Origin of the sequence: Actinomadura rupiterrae (genome assembly GCF_024172125.1) — a bacterium.
Taxonomy (GTDB): Bacteria; Actinomycetota; Actinomycetes; order Streptosporangiales; family Streptosporangiaceae; genus Spirillospora; species Spirillospora rupiterrae.
The window spans coordinates 337,772-360,719 of sequence record NZ_JAMZEA010000009.1 but is presented as its reverse complement, the minus strand read 5'-3'; the positions used below and the strand labels follow the sequence as shown (position 1 = coordinate 360,719).

The following is a 22,948-nucleotide window of genomic DNA, read 5'->3' as shown; positions in this document are numbered from 1 at the left end:
CGATGGTCCGGGCCGCTGGAACGGCTCTGGAGCGCCGATGGTGAACGTGAGGGCTAGTCGGATTCGATCCAGAAGCGGCTGCGCTGGAACGGGTAGGTCGGCAGGTCGACGGCACGGCCGGTGACGACTTTCGTCCAGTCCACGGGAACGTTCGTGGCGACGTGCAGGTGCGCGAGCGCGGCCTCGAAGCCGGGGTCGCCGTCCGGTGTCGTGATCGCGACGGCCCTGGTGGGGAGCGCCGCGCGCAGGCCGGGGCCGGGCTCGACGAACAGGCGGTGCCCGTCGCCGGTCAGCCTGGCGGCGGCCTCGGCCCAGACGGCGGGGTCGGTTCCGCTTTCGGTGGTGAGCGAGCGGTGCCAGCGGCCGGGGGTGAGCGCTTCGGGCGTCAGCGGCTCCGGCGCGTCCGTCGAGTGGAGCGCGATCTCGCTCTTGCGAGGCTCCAGCGTCGTCAGAGCGGCCGTGAAGTCGTCCGGCGCCGCGCCGCGCGCGCCGAGGTCCACGATCTCGGCGGCCTCGGCGAGCGTGAGCATTCCGGTGGCGTGCGCGGCGGCGACCTCGCCGACTCCGTGCGCCAGGACCGCGTCCGGTTCCAGGCCATGCGCCTTCCAGAGCGCGCCGAATGCGACCAGGCTCGCGAAGCGGACAGGGAGCGCGTCCGGCCGCGTCTCCAGCAGCGCGTGGACGTCCCATTGGCCTGCGAGGGCTTCGGCGTAGGCGTTGAACGCGTCGCGGAAGGCGGGCCGTTCGGCGAGCAGCCTCGCCACGGCCTCCGGACGCCGCGTCACGCTCCCGTCGAAGACCAGGACGGTCCGTCCGGTGCGGGCGGGAGTCCCGACGATCACGCTCGCCTCGGCTTCGGCCTCGCCGCCGGCCAGAGCGCCGAGCCGCCGGGACAGCTCGTCCCGGTCGCGGCCCAGGACGACCGCGCGGTGGGCGAGGAGCGTGCGGGTCGTCGCCAGGGAGAACGCCACGTCGCGCTCGTCCAGTCCGGTGTGCTCGGCGAGGTGATGTTGCACGAGCCGGGCCTGTGCTCGCAGCGCGTCCGGTGACTTTCCGGAAAGGATCAGCGGGATCGTCCCGTCGCCGCCGGACGCGCTGGAGCCGTCCTCGACCGCCGGTGGCTCCTCGATGATCAGGTGCGCGTTGGTGCCGCTCAGCGCGAACGCCGACACCGCCGCCCGGCGCGGACGGTCGCCGTCCCGCTCCCAGGGCCGCGGCCCGGTCAGCAGCCGGACCGGGCCGGAGCCCCAGTCCACCAGCTCGGACGGTCGTTCGGCGTGCAGGGTCGGCGGGAGCGTGCCGTGCCGCATCGCCATCGCCATCTTCAGGACGCCCGCGATCCCGGCCGCGGCCTGCGTGTGCCCGATGTTCGACTTGACCGTCCCCAGCCACAGCGGACGGTCCTGCCCGCGCTCCTCGCCGTAGGCCGCCATCAGCGCGCCGACCTCGATGGAGTCGCCCAGGGACGTGCCGCTGCCGTGACCGTCCACGGCGTCCACGTCGCGCGGTCCGAGCCCGGCGGCGTCCAGCGCGGCGCGGATCACGCGCTGCTGCGCGGGCCCGTTCGGCGCGGTGAGGCCGTTGCTCGCGCCGTCCTGGTTGACCGCGCTGCCGCGCACGACCGCCAGGATCGGACGGCCGTTCCGGCGCGCGTCCGACAGCCGCTCCAGCAGGACCATCCCGGCGCCCTCGGCCCAGCCGGTGCCGTCGGCGTCCGCCGCGTACGACCGGCAGCGGCCGTCCTCCGACACCCCGTGCCCGGCGCTGAACTCCACGAACAGCAGCGGGCTCGCGATCACCGTCGCGCCGCCCGCGAGCGCGAGGTCGCACTCGCCCGACCGCAGCGCCCGCGCGGCCAGGTGGATCGCCACCAGCGCGGACGAGCAGGCCGTGTCGACCGTGATCGCCGGCCCTTCGAGGCCGAGCGCGAACGCGACCCGCCCGGACGCGACGCTGGAGGTGTTCCCGGTGAGCAGGTGCCCGCCGAACCCGGCCGCGCCGCCCGTGAAGTAGCGGCGCGCGCCGTAGTCGTTGTGCATGACCCCGGCGAACACGCCGGTTTTGCTGCCGCGCAGCGTCCCTGGCGCGATCCTGGCCCGCTCGACGGCCTCCCACGAGGTCTCCAGCAGCAGCCGCTGCTGCGGGTCCATCGCCTCGGCCTCGGCTTCGGAGATCTTGAAGAACGCCGGGTCGAAGCCCGCCGCGTCGGCGAGGAACCCGCCGTGGTCGGTGCGGCTCGCGGCGGACGCGCGCAGCTCCGCCAGATCCCAGCCCCGGTCGGACGGCGCGGGCCCGATCGCGTCCGCCCCGGACCTGACCAGGTCCCAGAGCCCTTCCGGGCTGGTCACACCGCCGGGGAAGCGGCAGCCCGCGCCCACGATGGCGATCGGCTCGTCCTCGGGGGCGCGCGACGCGACCCTCGCCGGACGCGTTTTCGCGGCGGCGGCGGCCTGGCCGAAGCCTTCGGCGAGGTGCGCCGCGAGGGCACGCGGCGTCGGATGGTCGAACGCGAGCGTGGCGGGCAGCCGCCGCCCGACGGCCATGCCGAGCCGGTTGCGCAGCTCGACCGAGGTCAGCGAGTCGAAGCCCAGCTCCTCGAACGCCTGGCCGGGATCGACGTCGTCCGCACCGGAATGCCCGAGGACGAGCGCGACCGTCTCCCGGACGAGATCCAGCACGGCCCGCTCGCGCTCCGCCTCGGGCAGCGCGCCGAGCCTCCCGGCCACGTCTTCCTGTGTGGGGGCCGTCTTCGCCGCCGGTTTCCGGACCAGGCATTCAAGCAGTTTCGGCAGGCGGCCGGTGTCGGCCTGCGCCTGGAGCGCGGCGCGGTTCCAGCGGACCGCGACCGGCGCGGGCTCCTCCGACGCCAGCGTGGCATCGAGGAAGCCGAGACCTTCGTCCGGGCTCATCGGCAGGACCCCGGCGCGGCCGAGGCGGGCCAGGTCGGCTTCGTCCATGCCGCTGGTCAGGTTTCCGGACTCGGCCCAGAGCCCCCACGCGATGGAGACGGCCGGCAGGCCGCTCGCCCGCCGCCGCTGCGCGAGCGCGTCGAGGCAGGCGTTCGCGGCGGCATAACCCGCCTGGCCCCCGTTGCCGAGCACTCCGGCCAGCGACGAGAACAGGACGAACGCCTTCAGACCGAGGTCGCGCGTCAGCTCGTGCAGGTTCTCGGCGGCGGTGGCCTTGGCGCGCAGAACTGCCACGATCCGGTCCGCTGTCTGCTTGGTGATCAGCCCGTCGTCCAGGACGCCGGCGCAGTGCACCACGCCGGTCAGCGGCGCCGCGGCCGGGATGTCGGCGAGGAGTGCGGCGAGCGCGGTGCGGTCTCCCGCGTCGCATGCCGCGATCGTCACGTCCGCGCCGAGGGCGCGCAGTTCTTCGGCCAGCTCGGACGCGCCTTCGGCGGCCTCGCCTCGGCGGCTGATCAGCAGCAGGTGCCGGACATCGTGCTTCGTCACCAGGTGGCGGGCGGTGAGCGCACCCAGCGCGCCCGTCCCTCCGGTGATCAGCACGGTTCCGTCCGGGCCGAACGGGCTGTCCGGCTCGTCCGGCTCGTCTGGGACGGTGGCCGGGGCCAGGCGCGGCGCGTACAGAACGCTCTCCCGCACGGCGAGCTGTGGTTCGTCGTGGGCGGCGGCCGCTTGGATCAGGTCGTCCGGGACGTTGGGGCCGTCCAGGTCGAGCAGGGTGATCCGGCCGGGGTTCTCGGTCTGCGCCGACCGCAGCAGGCCCCACGCGCCGGCACCGCCCAGGTCGGGAAGCTCGGCGCCGGTCACGGCGACCGCGCCGACCGTCGTCACCACGAGCCGCTCGTCGTCGTCCGCATGCTCGGCAAGCCACTCCTGGACGAGCCGCAACGCTCCGACAACCGTGCTTTCGACATCTCCGCTTTGCGGAAGGGCGACGACCGTGGCGGTGGTCGTGGCGGGTTCGGGGAGGGCGATCTCGGACCAGGCGACGCGTAGCGGCTCGGGTGCGGCGGCGCGGGGTGCGAGGCGGTCCGCGCTGATCGCCCGCACCGACATCGCCTCGACCGACGCGACCGTCCGGCCGTCCGGGGCCTCGATCCTCAGCGCCACGGTGTCGTCCCCGGCGAGGGTGAGACGAGCCCGCAGGGCTCCGGCGCCCGGAGAGTGCAAAGACACACCCCGCCAGGCGTACGGGACGCGCAACTTCTCCCCGCTGCCCGCGGCGGCGTGCAGCGCGGCGTCGAACAGCGCCGGGTGCAGCCCGAACCCATCCGTTTCGATCCCTTCGGGCGCCTCCAGCTCGGCGAACACAATGCCGCCGTCCCGCCAGGCTGCCGTGAGACCTCGGAAGGCGGGCCCGTAGTCGAGTCCGAGCGCACCGAGCCCCGAGTAGAGATCGGCGAGGTCGACAGGCCCGGCGCCTGGCGGCGGCCACGCTCCGATCGGGTCGGCGTCGGACGCGGCGTCCGAGGTCAGGATGCCGGAGGCGTGCCGCGTCCAAGGGGCGTCGGGATCGGTGTCGGGGCGTCCGTGGACGGTGACGCGGCTGTCGCCTGACGCGTCGGGCTCGCCGACGGCGATCTGGAGCCGGATACCGTCGCCGCCAGAAAGCGCCAGCGGCGCTTCGAGGGTGAGTTCGGCGATGCGCGGGAGCCCGACCGCCGCACCGGCGTGCAGCACCAGCTCGACCAGGGCCGTCCCGGGGAGCAGGGGCGTGCCGTGCACCGAGTGGTCGGCGATCCAGGGCTGGGACGCGGCGGAGAGGCGTCCGGTGAGGAGCAGGCCGCCGCCGTCCGCGACACGGGTCGACGCGCCGAGCAGCGGATGCCCGGCCGCGTCGAGCCCGGCGGCCGACACATCGCCCGCCGCGACGGGCGCGTCCAGCCAGAACCGCTGCCGCTGGAACGGGTAGGTCGGCAGCGGCACATGCCGTCCGGGCATGCGACGCGTCCAGTCCACGGGCACCCCGGCCGCGTGCGCCTCGGCCAGCGCCGCCGTGAGCGCATGAACCTGCGGTCGCCGCGGTGCCTGCATCGGGACGACCGCGAATCGCCCCTCCGGATCCTCGGCGGCGAGCGTGTCGCGCGTCGGTGAGGTCAGTGCTGGCGACGGGCCGAGTTCCAGGAAGTGGACGAGGCCTTGCCGCCACAGCGTCCGCACACCGTCCGCGTACCGGACTGTCCCGCGGATGTGCCGCACCCAGTAGTCAGGAGAGGCGAGCTGATCCGGATCGGCCAGCTCGCCGGTCAGGTTCGACACGACTGGCGTGTGCGGCGGCCGGTAGGTGAGACCGGCGGCGACCTCGCGGAACGCCTCCAGAACCGGGTCCATGTGCGGCGAGTGGAAGGCGTGCTTCACCCTCAACCGGACGGCCCGGAACCCCTCCGCACGGAACAGGTCGGCGAATGCCTCGGCCCGGTCGGCGTCCCCGGCGACGACGGTCGCGGACGGCCCGTTGACGGCGGCGATGTCCAGGTACGGGCGCAGGTCCGCGGTGAGCCGCGCGCGGACGTCCGCTTCGGCGACGGGCAGCGCGATCATCGCGCCGTCCGTGCTCGTGGCGTCCATCAGCCGGGCCCGCGCGGCGACGAGCGCGGCGGCGTCGGGGAGGTCGAGCACGCCCGCCAGATGGGTGGCCGTGATCTCGCCGAGCGAGTGCCCGATCAGATAGTCGGGGGTCACGCCCATCTCGCTCAGCAGCCGGACGAGCGCGACCTGGTAGGCGAACAGCGCGGGCTGGGTGAAGGACGTCCGGCCGAGCAGTTCGGCGTGGGCGGTGCCTTCCGGCGCGAACATGACCGTCCGGATCGGCGTTCCGAGATGCGGGTCGAGATGCTCGGCGACCTCGTCCAGCGCCTCGGCGAACTCCGGGCACGCGTCGTATAGTTCCGCTCCTTGCCCCGGGCGTTGGCTGCCCTGGCCGGAGAACACGAACGCGCTCGGCCCGGATAGGGCGCTGCCCGTCACGACGTCCCGTGCCGGACGGCCCGCGGCGAGCGCTTCGAGCGCTGCCCGGACACTTTCCGCCGAGTCGGCGACGACGGCGGCGCGGTGGGTGAAGGCGGTGCGCCGGGCGAGGGTGTGCGCGACGTCCGCGTGCTCGTGCTCGCCGACGACCTCGGCGAGGCGGGCGGCCTGGTCGCGGAGCGCGGGTTCGCTCTTCGCCGACAGCAGCAGCGGGACGGGCGCGGGAAGCGGGGGAGCCTGCTCGTCCGCGTTCTCCCGGGCCGGGGCGGCTTCGAGGATGACATGGGCGTTGGTGCCGCTGATCCCGAACGACGACACGCCCGCCCTTCGCGGACGGTCCGCCTCGTCCGGCCAGGCGTTCTCCTGCGCGAGCAGCCGCACCGGCGCGTCCGTCCAGTCGACGTGCGCGGTCGGCCGCTCGACGTGCAGCGTCCTGGGCAGCACGCCGTGCCGCATCGCCATGACCATCTTGATGATCCCGGCGACCCCGGCGGCGGCCTGCGTGTGCCCGAGGTTGGACTTGACCGAGCCGAGCAGCAGCGGCCGCGAGCGCTCCTGGCCGTAGGCGTCGATGAGCGCCTCGACCTCCATCGGATCGCCGAGCGTCGTGCCCGTGCCGTGCGCCTCCACCGCGTCCACGTCCCTAGGGTGCAGCCCGGCGGCGGCGAGTGCGTCGGCGATGAGGCGCCGCTGTGCTTCGCCGTTCGGCGCGGTCAGGCGGCTGCTCGCGCCGTCCTGGTTGACCGCGCTCCCGCGCACGACCGCCAGGACCGGATGCCCGAGGCGCTGCGCGTCGGCGAGCCGCTCGACGGCGAGCAGCCCGGCCCCTTCGCTCCACCCGGTGCCGTCGGCGTCCGCGCTGAACGCCTTGCAGCGGCCGTCCGGCGACAGCGCCCGCTGGCGGCTGAACTGCACGAACGTCGCCGGTGTGGCCATCACCGTGACACCGCCCGCGAGCGCGAGGTCGCATTCGCGGTTGCGCAGCGCCTGGACGGCGAGGTGGAGCGCGACCAGCGAGGACGAGCAGGCCGTGTCCACGGTGACGGTCGGGCCCTCCAGCCCGAGCGTGAAGGCCACCCGCCCGGACAGCACGCTCGCCGCGCTGCCCATGCCGAGGCTGCCTTCCAGCTCGCTCGGCGCCGGTCGCACGCGCGTCGCGTAGTCCCCGTACATGCAGCCCGCGAACAAGCCGGTCCGGCTGCCGCGCAGCTCCGCCGGATCGAGCCCGGCGCGTTCCAGCGCCTCCCAGGCGACCTCCAGCAGGAGCCGCTGCTGCGGATCGACCGCGACGGCCTCGCGCGGGCTGATGCCGAAGAACGCCGGGTCGAACCGCGCCGCGTCGTGCAGGAAACCGCCGCGCGTGACGTAGGTCTTTCCGGACGCGTCGGGGTTCGGGTCGTACAGGCCGTCCAGGTCCCAGCCACGGTCGGTGGGGAACGCGCCGATCGCGTCCGTGCCCGCCGCGACGAGGTCCCACAGGCCCTCGGGAGTGGCGACACCGCCCGGATACCGGCAGGCCATTCCGACGATCGCGACCGGCTCCCGCGCCGCCGACGCGGCCGACTCCGCCTCGCGGAGGCGCTGGCGGGTCAGCTTCAGGTCGGCCGTGACCCGCTTCAGGTAGGTCCGGAGCTTCTCCTCGTTGCTCATCTCGTCCTCTCCGGTGGCGGTAGCGGGCTCATCGGCCGTCCAGCTCGCGGTCGATCAGGTCGAAGATCTCGTCGTCGGTGGCGTCGTCGAGCGCGGCGAGCGGGTCGGCGAGCGGGTCGATGCCGGGGATCGGGTCGGGGGTCGTGGCGGAGTGGCCGTCGCCGCCGTCCGTCCGGAGGCCGGCCGCGACCAGGCCGCGGAGGTGCCGGGCCAGCCGGACGGGCGTCGGGTGGTCGAACAGCAGCGACGCCGGCAGCCGCAGCCGCGCCGTCGCGCTGAGCCGGTTGCGCAGCTCGACGGCGGTGAGCGAGTCGAAGCCCATGTCCATGAACCCGCGCTCGACCTCGACCGTCCGGACGTCGGGGTGCCCGAGCGCCGTGGCGACCTCGGACCGGACGACGTCCAGGACGATCCGCTCCTGCTCGCGGTCGGTCCGTCCGGTGAGCCGCGTGACCAGGTCGGGCCCGGACGGCTTCGCGGCGCGCCCGGACACCGCCGCCGGGACGAGCCCGCGCAGGACGTCCGGCAGCGCGCCCTCGGCGGCCCGCTCGCGCAGCACGCCGAGGTCGAACCGCGCCGGGACCAGGACTGGCTCGTCGCGGCCGAGCGCGGCGTCGAAGAGGCCGAGCGCCTCGTCGGAGCCGAGCGGGGCGATGCCGGTGCGGGCGAGGCGGTTCCGGTCGGCCGCGCCGAGCGTGCCGGTCATCCCGCTGTCCGCCGCCCAGAGTCCCCAGGCCAGAGACGTCGCGGGGAGGTTCCGGGCGCGGCGGTGGCAGGCGAGGGCGTCGAGGAAGGTGTTGGCCGCCGCGTAGTTCGCCTGCCCGGCCGAGCCGAGCGTCCCGGCGAGCGAGGAGAACAGGACGAACGCGTCCAGGTCCGTCCCGGCCGTGAGTTCGTGCAGGTTCCACGCGGAGGCGGCCTTGGCGCGCATCACCGCCGCGAGCCGCTCGGGAGTGAGGTCGGCCAGGACGCCGTCGTCGAGCACGCCCGCCGCGTGGACGACCGCCGTGAGCGGCCGGTCGGCGGGGATTCCGTCGAGCAGCCCTGCGAGCGCGTCGCGGTCGGACGCGTCGCAGGCGACGATCTCGACGTTCGCGCCGAGGTCCCGGAGCTCGGCGGCGCTCGCGGCCCGCGGCCCGGAACGGCTGGTCAGCAGGAGGTTCCGCGCGCCGTGCCGGGTGCCGAGGTGGCGGGCGAGGAGCACGCCGAGCGTTCCGGTGCCGCCGGTGATCAGGATGGTCCCGTCCGTGCGGAGCAGCGGCGCGGGAGCCTTGCCGGTCGGAGCCGTCCGGACGAGGCGCGGCGCGACCGTGCCGCCGTCCTGGCGGGTGACGAGGGTGATGCGGCCGGGGTTCTCGGCCTGGGCGGCGCGGACGAGGCCGAGCGTGGGAGCGCTGGTCAGGCCGTCCTTCGGGACGGTGACGACCAGCTGCCTGGCGTCGTTCGCGGGGTCGGCGAGGAAGCCCTGGATTTCCCGGAGCGAGCGTTCCGTGCGCTCAAGGACGTCCTCGGGACGCCCGCTGTCGTCCACTTCGAGATGCACGGCATCGGTGTCGGTGCCCGGAGCCGGGACTTCGACCCACTCGACGGTGTAGAGCGACTCCTGCCGGACGGCCCGCAACGCGGCCAACGCCTGCTCGCCGACAGGACGCGTCGTAAGCGTCCCGGCCGCGATCGACTGCACCTCGTCGAACACGGTCACCGATACGGAGTCGCCGGAGGCGGTCAGCTTGACGCGCACGCGAGTCGTACCGTCTGCCCAGCATTCGAAGTCCTGCCAGGCGAACGGCAGTCGGAGGGTGTCGCCGTCGTAGGCGTGGGCCAGCGGGTGAAGCGCGGCATCGAGCAGTGCGGGATGGAACCCGTAGCCGGTGGCGTCCTGCCCGTCCGGAAGGGCGATGTCGGCGTACAGCGCGTCGCCGTCCCGCCAGGCTGCCTGGAGGCCACGGAAAGCAGGCCCGTAGTTGAGACCTTGGCCGGCCAGGGTGGCGTAGAGGTCGTCTGTGTCGAGTGGCTCGGCGTTGGGCGGCGGCCACGCTTCGGCGGATTCGGTCGGGGGAGTGGCCTGCGCCTCGGCGAGCGTGCCCGTCGCGTGCCGCGTCCAGGGCCCGGCTTCGGCGGCGCGAGCGTGGATGCTGAGCGTGCGGCGACCCTCGTCGTCCGGCCCGCCGACCGCCACCTGAATGCGGACGGGATCGCCAGGCGTGAGGACGAGCGGCTGCTCGAAGGTCAGCTCCTCGACGCGCGGCGTGCCGGCACGCGTCCCGGCGTGGACAGCCATGTCGAGGAACGCGGTTCCGGGGACGAGCACGGCGTCTTCCACCGCGTGGTCGAGCAGCCAGGGCTGCGCGGCCGTGCTCAACTGGCCGGTGAACATGATCCCGGTGCCGTCGGCCGGCTCGATGGCGGCGCCGAGGAGCGGGTGGCCGGTGGCGTCCAGGCCGAGCCGCTCCGCGCTTCCCGCCGGACGCGTCGGCATGAGCCAGTACCGCTGGCGGTCGAACACGCTGGTCGGCAGGTCGATACGCCGGGCGCCGGGGAAGACCGCCTCCCAGTCGGGTGTGGCATCGGCGGCGGTGATCGCGACGCCCATCGCCCGCGCGAACGTCCGCTCCTCCGGCTGCCCGACGCGCATCGTCGCGGCCAGGGCCACCTTCTCGTCCGCAAGGGACGAGGTGGCGAGCGTCGTGAGCGTTCCGTCCGGCCCGAGTTCGAGGAAGGTGGTCGCGCCTGTGGCGTGCAGGGTCGTCACGCCTCGGTGGAAGTCGACCGTGCCGCGCAGGTGGCGGACCCAGTAGTCGGGATCGTCGTGCTCGGTGCCGATCTCGCCGGTGATGTTGGAGATGACCGGGACGGTCGGCCGGTGGTAGGTCAGCCCGGCCGCGACCTCGCGGAACGCGTCGAGAACGGCGTCCATGTGGTGCGAGTGGAACGCGTGGCTGACCTTCAGCGGACGAGCGCGTCCGCCTCGGTCGCGCCACTGCTCGGCGACGTGGTGCGTGGCATCGTGGTCGCCGGAGATGACGGTCGCGTTCGGCCCGTTGATCGCGGCGATGGCGACCGTCCCGTCGTCCGGGAGGAGTTCCCGGACGGTCCCGGCGGGCGCGTCGAGCGCGATCATCGCGCCGTCGCCGCCCGCGCTCTGCATGAGCCGGGCGCGGGAGCTGACCAGCGTGCAGGCGTCCTCCAGCGACAGGACGCCGGAGACGTGAGCCGCGCTGATCTCGCCGAGCGAGTGGCCGATGAGCAGATCGGGCGTGATGCCGTGGTGCTCAAGGAGCCGGTAGAGGGCGACCTGGAGGGCGAAGAGCGCCGGTTGCGCATGCTCGGTCTGGTCCAGTTCGGCGTGCGCGAGCAGTGCTTCGGGAGTCTCCCCGAACAGCTCGGCGATCTGAGCGAGGGCGCTCGCGAAGGCCGGGTGGGTCCCGGCCAGTTTCAGGCCCATGCCGGGACGCTGGCTGCCCTGCCCGGTGAACATGAACGCCACCTTGCCGGGAGCACCGGAGGCGGTCGGAACGACCAGCGGCGAACTCGCACCCTCGGCGAGAGCACGCAGCCCGGTCCGGAGTTCGTCCAGGTCAGAGGCGATCACCGAGGAACGGTGCGCCAGGCGCGGACGGCCCGTGGCGAGCGCGTGGCCGACATCGCTGAGACGGATGTCCGGGTTGTGGTCGAGGTGGTCGGCCAGCCGGGACGCCTGGAGGCGCAGCGCGGCGCCGTTGTGTCCCGAGATGGGGAACGGGACGGGCGGCAGCGGCCGATCGTCACGCGAAACAGGCTCCTCAACGGGCGCGGGAGCGGCTTCGAGGATGACGTGCGCGTTGGTGCCGCTGATCCCGAACGACGAGACGCCCGCGCGGCGCGGCCGTCCGGATTCGGGCCACTCGGTCGTCTCGGTGAGGAGTTCGACGGCTCCGCGCGTCCAGTCCACGTGCGGGGTGGGCGCGTCGATGTGCAGCGTGCCGGGCAGGGTGCCGTGCCGCATCGCCATGACCATCTTGATCACGCCCGTGACCCCGGCGGCGGCCTGCGTGTGCCCGATGTTGGACTTGACCGACCCGAGGAGCAGGGGCCGCGAGCGCTCCTGGCCGTAGGCGGCGATGAGCGCCTCGGCCTCCATCGGGTCGCCGAGGGTGGTCCCGGTGCCGTGGCCTTCCACGGCGTCCACGTCGTCGGGGGTGAGCCCGGCGTTCGCGAGCGCCGCCCTGATGACGCGCTGCTGGGACGGTCCGTTCGGCGCGGTGAGGCCGTTGCTCGCACCGTCCTGGTTCACGGCCGAGCCGCGCATGACCGCGAGCACCGGATGCCCGGCGCGCTGCGCGTCCGACAGCCGCTCGACCAGCAGGACGCCCGCTCCCTCGGCCCAGACCGCGCCGTCGGCCGCAGCGGAGAACGGCTTGCAGAAACCGTCCCGCGCCAGGCCGCGCTGGCGGCTGAACTCGATGAACAGGGCGGGTGTGGCCATCACGGTCGCGCCGCCCGCGAGCGCCAGGTCGCACTCGCCGTTGCGCAGCGCCTGCGCGGCGAGGTGCAGCGCGACCAGCGAGGACGAGCAGGCGGTGTCGACCGTGATCGCGGGCCCTTCGAGACCGAGCGTGTAGGCGATCCGGCCGGACGCGACGCTGCCGGTGTTGCCGGTCCCGAGGTAGCCCTCCAGCTCGGGCGGGCCGCCCTCGCCGTCGTAGGCGTTCTTCATCAGGCCGGTGAACACGCCGGTGGAGCTGCCGCGCAGCGATGCCGGGTCGATCCCGGCGCGCTCGACCGCCTCCCACGACACCTCCAGGAGCAGCCGCTGCTGGGGGTCGGTCGCGAGGGCCTCGCGCGGGCTCATTCCGAAGAACGCCGGGTCGAAGTCGGACGCGTCGCGCAGGAAGCCGCCGCGCCGCGTGTACGAGGTGCCGGGGACGTCCGGGTCGGGGTTGTAGAGGGCGTCCAGGTCCCAGCCTCGGTCGGTCGGGAACGCGGTGGTGGCGTCCGTGCCGTCCAGCAGGAGGCGCCACAGCTCCTCGGGAGTGGTCACCTCGCCGGGCAGGCGGCACGCCATCCCGACGATCGCGATCGGTTCGTCGGCCGCCACGACCCGCGTGACGGGCGCGGCGGACGCCTCGTCGCCGAACAGCTCGGACGCCAGGAACCGGGTGAGCGCCGCCGGGGTCGGGTGGTCGAACACCAGCGTGGCGGGCAGCCGCAGGCCGGTGGCCTTGGCGAGGCGGTTCCGCAGCTCGACCGCGGTGAGCGAGTCGAAGCCGAGGTCCTTGAACGGACGGTCCGCCGCGACCGATTCGCCATCGTCATGGCCGAGCACGGACGCGAGCTGAGCCCCGACGATCGCCAGCAGTTCGGCGTCGCGGTCGGCCGCGGGAAGGCCGCCGAGCCGTTCGGCGAGCGTGCCGGCGGCGGCTGGAGCGGCGGCGGCGCGCGGCGTTGCCGGACGGACCAGACCGCGCAGCATCGGCGGGATCTCCGCCGACCGCCGCGCGCCCGCCGCGTCCAGCCGGAACGGAACGAGGACCGGCTCGTCCGAGGCGAGCGCGGCGTCGAGCAGGGCGAGCCCGGCGTCCGAAGGCAGCGGCGCGACACCGGTCCGGGCGAGCCGGGCCAGGTCGGCGGTGCCGAGGTGGCCGGTCATGCCGCTGTCCTGCTCCCACAGCCCCCAGGCGAGGGAGGCGGCGGGCAGGCCGAGCGCGCGGCGGTGCCGGGCGAGCGCGTCCAGGAACGTGTTCGCCGCCGCGTACGAGGACTGCCCGGCCGAGCCGAGCGTCCCGGCGAGCGAGGAGAACAGCACGAACGCGTCCAGGTCGCGCCCGGTCGTCAGCTCGTGCAGGTTCCAGGCGGAGACGGCCTTGGCGCGCAGCACAGCGTCGATCCGCTCGGACGTCAGGTCGGTCATGACGCCGTCGTCGAGCACGCCCGCCGCATGGACGACCGCCGACAGCGCCGGCACGCCGTCGAGGAGCCGTGCGAGGGCGTCGTGGTCGGACGCGTCGCACGCCGCGATCTCCACGTCCGCGCCGAGCCCGCGCAGCTCGGCGGCCAGCTCGGACGCGCCGGGCGCCCGCTCGCCGGAGCGGCTGGTGAGCAGCAGCCGCCGCGCGCCGTGCGCGGTGACCAGGTGCCGCGCGACCAGCGCGCCGAGCGTTCCGGTCCCGCCGGTGATCAGGACCGTGCCGTCCGGGCGGAGCGTGATCGGTACGCGGTCGGCGGGAGCCGTCCGGGCCAGGCGCGGCAGCAGGGCCGTCCCGGCGCGGAGCGCGATCTCGGGTTCCCCGGCGGCGACGGCCGTGGCCAGCGCTTCGGGAAGCGCCGCGTACGAGGCCGGGTGGTCGTCGATGTCGACCAGGACGAACCGGTCCGGGTTCTCGGCGCGCGCGACCCGGGCGAGGCCGGTCACCGCGGCCTGGCCAAGATCGGTGACGTGGTCCACGGGCTCGACGCGCGCGGCGTTCGCCGTCAGGATCGCGAGCCGCGAAGCCGAGGTCCGCTCGTCGCCGAGCCACGCCCGCGCGAGATCGGCCGTCCGGGCGACCGTCTCGGTCACCGGCCCGCCTGCCGGAGCGGGCAGCACCAGCACATCGGGCGCGGCCTGACCGGCCGCATCGAGCGAGTCGAACCGCTCGGCGCCCGGGACCGGAACGGCCCCGAGCACGCCGACCCGCAAAGCGGGCGCGGACTCCGCGCTCAGCGGCGACCATTCGACCCGGAACAGCGCGCCGCCTCCAGTCCGCGCTGGAAGCGCGCCCGGGTCGAGTGCCCGGACGGTCAGCGCGGACACCGTCACGACGGGCCCGCCCGCCGGATCGAGGCCTGCGACCGTGATCCGGCCGTCGCCGTCCTCGGTCAGCCGGACGCGCAGCACCGACGCGCCCGCCGCATGGACGGTCACGCCCTCCCAGGCGAACGGCAGCACCGCGCCCTCGTGTGCGCCGAGCAGACCGAGCGCGATCGGGTGCAGCGCCGCGTCCAGAAGCGCCGGGTGCAGCGCGTGGCCGTCGTCGGTCCGGTCTTCTGGCAGCGCGACCTCGGCGAACACCTCGCCGTCCCGGCGCCAAGCCGCGCGCAACCCCTGGAAGGACGGCCCGTAGTGGTAGCCGCGCTCGGCGAGGTCGTCGTATGCCGTGCCGACGTCGATCGCCGTCGCGCCGCGCGGCGGCCAGACACCCTCGTCCCGCCAGGGCGGCGCCGCCTCGCCGGGCGTGATCGTCCCGGTGGCGTGCCGGGTCCACGGCTCGTCCGCGTCCGCGTCGGCCGGACGCGAATGGACGGTCACGCTCCGGCGGCCGTCCTCGTCGGGCGCGCCGATCGCGATCTGGAGCTGCGCGCCGCCGTCCGCCGGGACGAGCGGGGCGGCGAGGGTCAGCTCGTCCAGCCGGGCGCAGCCGACCTCGCGGGCCGCGTGCAGCACGGCCTCCACGAACGCCGCGCCGGGCAGCAGCACGGTGTCGCCCACGGCGTGATCGGCGAGCCACGGTTGCGCCGCCGCCGACACCCGGCCGCTGAACACCGGCTCGTCCCGGTCGGCCGGGGCGAGCACCGCGCCGAGCAGCGGATGCTCGACCTTCGCGAGCCCGGCTGCCGACACGTCCGCCGCGCCCGTCCCGGACGCCATCCAGTAGCGGCGGCGCTGGAAGGGGTAGGTCGGCAGGTCCGCGTGGCGGCCGCCCGGCAGCGCCGGGGTCCAGTCGACCGCGAGCCCGCCCGCGTACGCCTCGCCGACCGAGGTCAGGAACCGGTCGAAGCCGCCCTCGTCGCGGCGCAGCGAGCCGACCGCGACGACCGCCCGCCCGGCGGCCTCGGCGCTCGCCCGGACCGCGTTGGTCAGCACCGGGTGCGGCGCGACCTCCACGAACGCCTCGTGCCCGGACTCCAGCAGCGCGGCGGTCGCGTCCGCGAACCGGACGGTCTGCCGCGCGTTCCGGTACCAGTAGGCGGCGTCCAGTTCCGCGCCGTCCAGCAGGCCGCCGGTCACCGACGAGTAGAACGCGATCTCCGCCGGACGCGGCCGGATCGGCGCGAACGCCTCCAGCAGCTCGTCCCGGACGCGCTCGATCTGCGGCCCGTGCGACGGGTAGTTCACCGGCAGCATCCGGAACCGGACGCCCTCGGCGGCGACCGCCGCGCCGAACCGCTCCAGTGCCGCGACCTCCCCGGACAGCACGGTCGAATCCGCGCCGTTCACGGCCGCGACGCCGAGTTCCGGCAGGTCGGCGATCCGCCGCTCGACGTCGCCGGCGGGCAGTTCCACCGACGCCATGCCGCCCGCGCCCGCGAGCGCCGTCAGGACCCGCGACCGCGCCACGATCGCGCGCGCCGCGTCGTCCAGGGACAGCGCGCCCGCGACGTGAGCTGCGGCGATCTCGCCCTGCGAGTGCCCGACGACCGCGGCGGGTTCCACCCCGAACGACCGCCACAGTCCGGCGAGCGCGACCATCACCGCGAACAGCGCGGGCTGGACGACATCGGACTTCTTCAGCGCCTCCGCGTCCGCCAGCACGTCGCGGAGCCGCCACGGCGCGTGCGCGGCGAGCGCGTCCTCGCACGCCCGCAGCTTGTCGGCGAAGGCCGGCCACTGCTCGGCCAGCTCCAGGGCCATGCCCGGCCACTGGCCGCCCTGGCCCGAGAACACGAACACCGGACGCCCCACCTCGGCGGCGAGGCCGATCACCGGCTCGGGCTCGCCCGCCGCGAGCGCGTCCAGGCCGCGCCGCAGCGCCTCCCGGTCCCGGCCGATGACGACGGCGCGGTGGTCGAACGCGGTGCGTCCGGTGGCCAGCGACAGCCCGACATCGACGGGCGGCAGCGCGCCGACGGCCTGGCGGAGCCGGTCGGCCTGCTCGCGGACGGCCGCCTCGTCCCGCGCCGACAGCACCCAGGGGATCGCGGGCGGCTCTGCGCTCGCGGCGGGCTCGGGCTCCGGCTCGGCGGCCGCTTCGACGATCACGTGCGCGTTGGTGCCGCTGACACCGAACGACGACACCCCGGCGCGGCGCGGCCGGTCGTCCACAGGCCACGGTTGCGGCTCGGTGAGCAGCGCGAGCGCGCCCGAGCTCCAGTCGATCTCGGGGGACGGCTCGTCCGCGTGCAGGGTCCGGGGGAGGACGCCGTGCCGCATCGCCAGGATCATCTTGATCACGCCGGTCACGCCTGCGGCGGCCTGCGTGTGCCCGATGTTCGACTTGACCGACCCGAGCAGCAGCGGCCGCTCGCGCTCCCGACCGTAGGCGGCGATCAGGGCCTGCGCCTCGATCGGGTCGCCGAGCGTCGTGCCGGTGCCGTGCGCCTCCACGGCGTCCACGTCCCCGGGCGCGAGGTTCGCGGCGGCGAGCGCGGCGCGGATGACGCGCTGCTGGGACGGCCCGTTCGGCGCGGTCAGGCCGTTGCTCGCGCCGTCCTGGTTCACGGCGGAGCCGCGCACGACCGCCAGCACCGGGTGGCCGTTGCGGCGCGCGTCCGACAGCCGCTCGACCAGCAGCATCGCCGCGCCCTCGCCCCAGCCGGTGCCGTCGGCACCCGCGGCGAACGACTTGCACCGCCCGTCCGGGGCGAGCCCGCGCTGCCGGCTGAACTCGATGAACGTCGCGGGCGACGCCATGATCGTCGCGCCGCCCGCCAGGGCCAGGTCGCACTCGCCGTTCCGGAGCGCCTGCGCGGCCAGGTGCAGCGCGACCAGCGACGAGGAGCAGGCCGTGTCGACCGTGATCGCCGGGCCCTGGAGCCCGAGCGTGTAGGCGATCCGCCCGGACACCACGCTCCCGATGTTGCCCGTCGCCAGGTAGCCCTCCAGCTCGGCGGGCGGGTTGCCGCTGTCGTAGCCGCTGCGCATGAACCCGGCGAAGACACCGGTGGAGCTGTCGCGGAGCGAGCCCGGCTCGATCCCGGCGCGCTCGATCGCCTCCCAGGACACCTCCAGCAGGAGCCGCTGCGTGGGGTCGGTGGCGAGCGCCTCGCGCGGGCTCATCCCGAAGAACGCGGGGTCGAACCCGGCGACGTCCCGGACGAAACCGCCGTGCCGGGCATAGGACGTGCCGGGCGTCGCCGGGTCCGGGCTGTAGAGGGCGTCGAGGTCCCAGCCGCGGTCGTCCGGGAAGCCGGAGACCGCGTCGGTGCCGTCCGTGAGCAGCCGCCACAGGTCCTCGGGTGTGGACACGTCACCGGGCAGGCGGCACGCCATCCCGACGACGGCGATCGGCTCGTCCGCGCTGGTCCGGGCGGTCGGCGCGGGCCGGTTCGCCTGCTCGTCGGCGTCGCCGAACAGCTCGGTTCCGAGGAAGCGGCTGAGGGCGTTGAGCGTCGGATGGTCGAAGACCAGCGTCGCGGGGAGCCTGCGTCCCGCGAGCCTGCTGAGCCGGTTCCGCAGCTCGACGGCGGTGAGCGAGTCGAAGCCGAGTTCCTTGAACGGGCGGTCGGCGGGGATCGCGTCCCGGTCGCTCCGGCCGAGCACGGCCGCCAGCTCGCCGCGCACGATCGCCAGCAGCCCGGCCGCGCGGTCGGCTCCGGTCAGGGCGGCGAGCCGTCCGAGCTGGTCGCCGTCCGCGTGTGCGGCGGTGCGGGTCGGCGCCGGCCGGACGAGACCGCGCAGCATCGCCGGGATCTCGGGAGCCTGCCGAGCGCCTGCCGCGTCCAGGCGGAACGGTGCGAGGAACGGATCGTCCCTGGTGAGCGCGGTGTCGAACAGCGCGAGCGCCTCGGCGGTGCCGAGCGGGGCGACGCCGATACGGGCGAGGCGGGTCCGGTCGGCCGTGTCGAGCGTGCCGGTCATGCCGCCGTCCTGCGCCCAGAGCCCCCACGCGAGGGACGTGGCGGGGAGGTTCTCGGCGCGGCGGTGGCGGGCCAGCGCGTCCAGGTAGGTGTTCGCGGCGGCGTAGTTCGCCTGCCCCGGGTTCCCCAGCGTCGCGGCGATCGAGGAGTAGAGGACGAACGCGGTGACGTCGGGGTTGTCGCGGGTGAGGCGGTGCAGGTTCCACGCGGCGTCGATTTTCGGTTTCAGGACAACGTGGAGTTCGTCGGAAGTGAGTGCCGAGAATGTGGCGTCGTTGAGTACCCCGGCGGTATGCACGACCGCCGTCAGCGGCCGCTCGGCGGGAATGGCGTCGAGCAGCCGCGCCAGCGCGTCGTGGTCGGACGCGTCGCAGGCGGCGATCTCGACGTTCGCCCCGAGTTCTCGAAGCTCCGCCGCCAGCTCGTCCGCGCCCGGAGCCTGGGGGCCGGAGCGGCTGGTCAGCAGCAGGTTCCGCGCGCCGTGCTCGGTGACGAGGTGGCGGGCGAGGAGCGCGCCGAGGCTGCCTGTGCCGCCGGTGATCAGGATGGTGCCATCGGTGCGGAGCGGCGCCGGTTCGGTGGTGTTGGAGGTCGTGCGTGCGAGCCGCGGGGCGAACATCGCGCCTTCGCGGAATGCGATGTGCGGCTCGTCAGTGGCGAGCGCGGCGTCGAGCCGGTCTCTGAGGATGGGGCTGTCGTGGGTGACGAGCGTGATCCGGTCGGGGTTCTCGGCCTGCGCGGTGCGGATGAGCCCGACGATCGGCGCGGCGGTCAGATCGTCCTCGGCGAGGGTGACGACGAGGTGCGCATCGTCCATCGCGGAATCGCCGAGGAACCGCTGAAGGTGGCGGAGCGTCCGCTCGGCGAGGTCGTGGGCCGCCTCGGGATGCCCGTCGCCGCTGCTGCCGATCTGCATCAGGACGGTATCCGCACCCGCGGTGATCTGTAGATCTTCGCCGAACTCGTCCCAGCTACGGGACGGAACGTCCGACGGCGTCGCGAGCGGCTTCCACTCGATGCCGTAGAGCGAATCGTGCCGGGCGGCGCGCACTGCGGCGAGACCTTCGCCGGTGAGCGGGCGCGCCGTGAGCGTCCCGGCCGCGATCGGCCGCGTGCCGTCGGACAGGGCCAGTTCGATGGTGTCGTCGCCGGTCACCGCCATGCGGACGCGGACCGCGGACGCGCCCTCGGCCCAGATCGTGAAGTCCTGCCAGGCGAACGGAAGGCGCAGCGCGTCGTCGCCGAACGCGTACGGCAGCGGGTGAAGCGCGGCGTCGAGCAGCGCCGGGTGGAGGCCGTACCCGCCGGCGTCCTGGCCCTCGGGGAGCGCGATCTCGGCGTAGAGATCGCTTCCCGCGCGCCAGGCGGCACGCACTCCACGGAACGCGGGCCCGTAGTCGAGACCCTGGTTGCTGAGGGTCTCGTAGAGAGCGTCGATGTCGAGCGGCTCGGCGTCGGGCGGCGGCCACGCGCCGACCGGTTCGGCCGGAGGCATCTCGGGGGCCGCGGAGAGCGTGCCGGTGGCGTGCCGCGTCCACGGTTCGTTCTCGTCGGTGCGCGCGTGGACGGCGACCGAGCGGCGGCCGCCGTCATCCGGGCCGCTGACGGTCACCTGGACGCGGACGGGCGTCCCCGGCGTGAGGACGAGCGGCCGCACCAGCGTGAGTTCCTCGGCGTGCGGCGTGCCGGTGCGGGTTCCGGCATGGGTGGCGAGTTCGAGGAACGCCGTCCCAGGCAGTAGCACCGAGCCCTGGACGACGTGGTCGGGAAGCCATCGGTGGATGCCGGTGCTGAGCCGCCCGGTCAGCACGACGCCGGACCCGTCGGCGAGGTCGGTCGCGACGCCGAGCAGCGGGTGGCCCGTCCTGTCGAGCCCCAGCACCTCGGCGGCCCCGGGCGACCGGCCTCCGGCCAGCCAGTAGCGCTGCCGGTCGAACGCCGTGGTCGGCAGCGCGACCGGACGCGCCTCCGGGAAGATCGCGTCCCAGTCGGGTGTCGCCGCCCCGGCGCTCGCGACGCGGGCGAGGGCCAGCGCGTAGGTCTCGGGTTCGGGCCGTCCGGGACGCAGCGTCGCCGACAGCGCGACGCCTTCGTCCGCGAGCGTCCCGGTGGCGAGCGTGGTGAGCGTGCTGTCGGGGCCGAGTTCGAGGTAGGCGGTCGCGCCGCCGGCGTGGAGCGTGATGACGCCTTGGTGGAAGTCGACCGTGCCGCGCAGGTGGCGGACCCAGTAGTCGGGATCGTCCAGCTCGGTGGCGATGCCTCCGGTGACGTTGGAGATCACCGGGATGCGCGGCTGGTGGTAGGTCAGCCCGGCCGCGACGGCGCGGAACTCGTCGAGCACCGGGTCCATGTGGTGCGAGTGGAACGCGTGGCTGACCTTGAGCGGACGGGCCCGTCCGCCCTGGTCGCGCCACTGCTGCGCGACATGGTGCGTGGCGTCGTGGTCGCCGGAGACGACGGTCGCGTTCGGGCCGTTGATCGCGGCGATCCCGACCGTCCCATCGTCCGGGAGCAGGGAACGGACGGCCTCGGCGGGGGCGTTGAGGGCGATCATCGCGCCGTTCCCGCTCGCGCTCTGCATGAGCCGGGCGCGGGAGCTGACCAGCGTGCAGGCGTCCTCCAGCGACAGGACGCCCGCGACATGGGCCGCGCTGATCTCGCCGAGCGAGTGGCCGATGAGCAGGTCAGGCGTGATGCCGTGGTGTTCCAGGAGCCGGTAGAGGGCGACTTGGAGAGCGAACAATGCCGGTTGGGCGTGTTCGGTCTGGTTCAGCTCGGCGTGCGTCAGGAGGGCTTCGGGGGTCTGTCCGAGGAGTTCGGCGACCTCGGCCAACGCGGCGGCGAAGACCGGATGGGCTTCGGCGAGGCCCAGGCCCATCCCGGGACGCTGGCTGCCCTGGCCGGTGAACATGAACGCCAGCGTGCCCGCCGCACCGGCCGTCCCGGTGACGACCGAAGCGGACGATTCGCCCGCGCCCAGCGCACGCAGACCCGACGGCAACCCCTCGCGATCGGCCGCGACGACGAAGGCGCGATGCTCGCGCAGCGGACGTCCCACGGCCAGCGTATGGCCGAGATCAGTGAGCCGGAGGTCTGGGTCGCGGTCGAGGTGGGCGGCGAGCCGGGTCGCCTGCGCGCGCAACGCGGCCTCGGTGTGCGCGGAGATCGCGAACGGAACCGGCGGCAGCGGCCTCTCGGCGTCCCGCGCCTCCACAGGTTCCCCGGCCGGAGCCGCTTCCACGATGACGTGCGCGTTGGTGCCACTGATCCCGAACGACGACACGCCCGCGCGGCGCGGACCGTCCGACTCGGGCCACGGCGTCGCCTCGGTGACGAGGCGCAGGCCGCCGGAGCTCCAGTCGACCTCCGGCGACGGCTCGTCCACGTTCAGCGTGCCCGGCAGGACGCCGTGCCGCATCGCCATGACCATCTTGATGATCCCGGCGACTCCGGCGGCGGCCTGCGTGTGCCCGATGTTCGACTTGATCGACCCGAGCAGCAGCGGGCGCGAACGTTCTTGACCGTAGGCGGCGATGAGTGCCTCCGCCTCCATCGGGTCGCCGAGCGTGGTCCCGGTGCCGTGCGCTTCGACGGCGTCCACCTGGTCGGGGGTGAGCCCGGCGTTCGCCAGCGCCGCGCGGATCACGCGCTGCTGGGACGGTCCGTTCGGCGCGGTGAGGCCGTTGCTCGCGCCGTCCTGGTTCACCGCCGAGCCGCGCACGACCGCCAGGACCGGATGGCCCGCGCGCTGCGCGTCCGAGAGGCGTTCCAGGACGAGCACTCCCGCGCCCTCGCCCCAGATCGTCCCGTCCGCGCCCGCCGCGAACGGCTTGATCCGGCCGTCCGGGGCGAGGCCGCGCTGCCTGCTGAACTCCAGGTACATGCCGGGCGTCGCCATCACCGTGACGCCACCCGCCAGCGCCAGCCCGCACTCGCCGTTCCGCAGCGCCTGGACGGCCAGGTGCACCGCGACCAGCGACGACGAGCAGGCCGTGTCGACTGTCACGGCCGGGCCCTCCAGGCCGAGCTGGTAGGCGACCCGCCCCGACGCGACGCTCGGGATCGACCCGGTCAGCAGGTAGCCGTCCAGGCCCTCCTCGTCCGCGCCGCCCAGCGACACGTACTCCTGCGGGATCACCCCCGCGAATACGCCGGTCGCGGACCCGCGCAGCGCGGCCGGGTCGAGCCCCGCGCGTTCGAGGGACTCCCAGGCCACCTCCAGCAGGAGCCGCTGCTGCGGGTCCATCGCCATGGCCTCGCGCCGGTTGATGCCGAAGAACTCCGGATCGAACAGCGCGGCGTCGTGCAGGAACCCGCCCCGCGTCACGTAGGTCTTCCCCGGGACCTCGGGGTCGGGGTCGTAGAGGCCGTCGAGGTCCCAGCCGCGGTCGGCGGGGAAGCCGGTGACCGCGTCCCGGCCGCCCGCGGCCAGGTCCCACAGCGCCTCGGGGGAGTCGGCGCCGGGGTAGCGGGCCGCCATCGCGACGATCGCGATCGGCTCCCGCGTCCGCGACTCCAGCTCGCGGAGCCGCGTGCGGGCCTGGTGCAGGTCGAGGGTCGCCTGCCGGAGGTAGGTGCGAAGCTCGTCCGCGGTCGCCATGGGGGTC

General features: G+C 74.6%; 2 protein-coding genes. Both read right to left on the bottom strand.

The window, feature by feature from the left end; translation table 11 throughout:
• Positions 1-53: 53 nt before the first annotated feature.
• Positions 54-7,586 carry a type I polyketide synthase gene (locus FHU30_RS31680; protein WP_253880724.1) on the bottom strand — a complete coding sequence of 2,511 codons (7,533 nt, stop codon included), beginning with the start codon at positions 7,584-7,586 and terminating at the stop codon, positions 54-56.
• 28 nt (positions 7,587-7,614) lie between these two features.
• Positions 7,615-22,941: a type I polyketide synthase gene (locus FHU30_RS31675; RefSeq protein WP_253880722.1), complete on the bottom strand. Its 15,327-nt coding sequence runs from the start codon at positions 22,939-22,941 to the stop codon at positions 7,615-7,617.
• Positions 22,942-22,948 lie beyond the last annotated feature (7 nt).